Consider the following 1,507-nt stretch of genomic DNA (forward strand, 5'->3'; position numbering starts at 1 on the left):
GCCGCCTTGACCTTGCCCTGGGCTTCGGAGGCGGCGGTGTTGCGCTGTTTGCGGGCCTCGGCGAGCTTGTCCTGCGCGGCCTTGATGTCGGCCTTGCCCGGGTCGTGGAACGGCTCCGGCTTGGGGCCGGGGTCCTCGTTGGCCTTGATCTTGGCGTTGTAGGCGTCGACCTTCTTGTTGTACGCGTCCACCGCGTCCTTGGAGGCCTTCACGCCCTTCTTGTAGAGCTCGACGGCCTCCTTGGCCTGTCCTTGTGCCCACTTGACGGTGTCGGCGTACGACTCCAGCGCCCCGGCCGCCGTGTCGCAGGCCTCGGCCGCCTGCGCCCACTTGGCGGGGTGCACGCCGAACTTCTCCCGGAAGGCGTCGCCGCCCTCGCCCTTCCAGCCGGAGGAGTCGACCTTCTTCAGTCCCTGGCCGACCTTGTCGAACGCGCCGTGGAAGTCCCGCAGGTGCTTGGCGCTCGCGCGGATCTTGTCCGGGCTGCCGTGGACGAGTTCGTTCGCCTCCTCGGTCTGGCCGAGCTGCTGCTCGCCCGGTGTCGCCCCGAGGTCGGAGGCGACGCCGTCGCCCCAGTCCTCCACGCTGTCGGCCCAGTCGTGCGCACCGACGTAGTCCAGCGCGCCGCCCAGCTTGTCGGTGCCGTAGTCGACCGCCTCGCCGAGCTTCTTCTTGCCCTCGTCGTAGAGGTGTTCGCCGTAGCCCAGGGCACTGTTCAGGCCGTCGCCGATGTCACCGAAGACACCCATCAGCCCTCACCGCCCTGCTGCTCGGCGGCCTTGGCACGGGCCTCGGGGGAGGGGCCGAAGGTGTCGTCCAGGTACTGGTCGTACTCCTTGTCCGAGACCCCGAACGCGTTGTGCAGGTTCTCGGGGTTGAGGCCCATCGGGCCCACGGTGTGCGAGGTCATCACGTCCCGGCCGGCGTCCTTCCAGCCCTGCTTGCTGGTGGCCCAGGCCTGCTCGAAGGACTCCTTGCTGTAGTCCACGTCACCGCCGTACGCGCCGGACGTGGCGATGTCGCCCCAGCCCATCTTCTCCACGTCCTCCTCGGAGGCGTACGGATTGCCGATGGCCGCGTTGGTGACGACCTTGAAGGTGCCCTCCACGTACTGGTCGGTCTCGTAGTACGTGCCCGCCGCCAGGCCCGTCTTCACCGCGAACCCGTTGCCCTCGTTGATCAGCGACCGCACGCCCCATTCCCAGCGCTCGCAGAAGGACTTGAACTCGTCCGTGAGGCCTTGGTGGCCCAGCTCCAGCCCGGACAGGGCGATGTCCGAGAAGCCGCGCCCGGCGCCGGCCTCCCCGACCATGCCCAGCTCCTTCAGCTCGCCCAGCGCCTCGGTCAGGCCCTTGGCGATCAGACCGAGTCCCTCCGTCGCGAGATCCTTGCCGCCGCCCCCGGTCACCGCTCGTTCCCCTCGTCCTCGGCCGCCGCAGCGACGTCCACCGCCACCTCGTCCGGCACGATCCCGCGCACCGGAGGAAAGACCATCCCGTCCTCACCG

General features: G+C 69.3%; 2 protein-coding genes. Both read right to left on the bottom strand.

The features are described 5' to 3' along the window. Nucleotides 1–749, bottom strand: a 749-nt coding sequence (locus OO52_RS45400; RefSeq protein WP_037631214.1) for a WXG100 family type VII secretion target, incomplete at its 3' end; no start/stop codon positions are given. Beyond that, complete coding sequence (locus OO52_RS45405; protein ID WP_030659296.1) at nt 749–1,408, bottom strand: hypothetical protein; 660 nt, start codon at nt 1,406–1,408, stop codon at nt 749–751. The genes OO52_RS45405 and OO52_RS45400, both read right to left, overlap by 1 nt. Between the last annotated feature and the right edge of the window lie 99 nt (nt 1,409–1,507).

The sequence above is a fragment of the Streptomyces flaveolus genome (assembly GCF_000716535.1).
GTDB classification, from domain to species: Bacteria; Actinomycetota; Actinomycetes; order Streptomycetales; family Streptomycetaceae; genus Streptomyces; species Streptomyces flaveolus_A.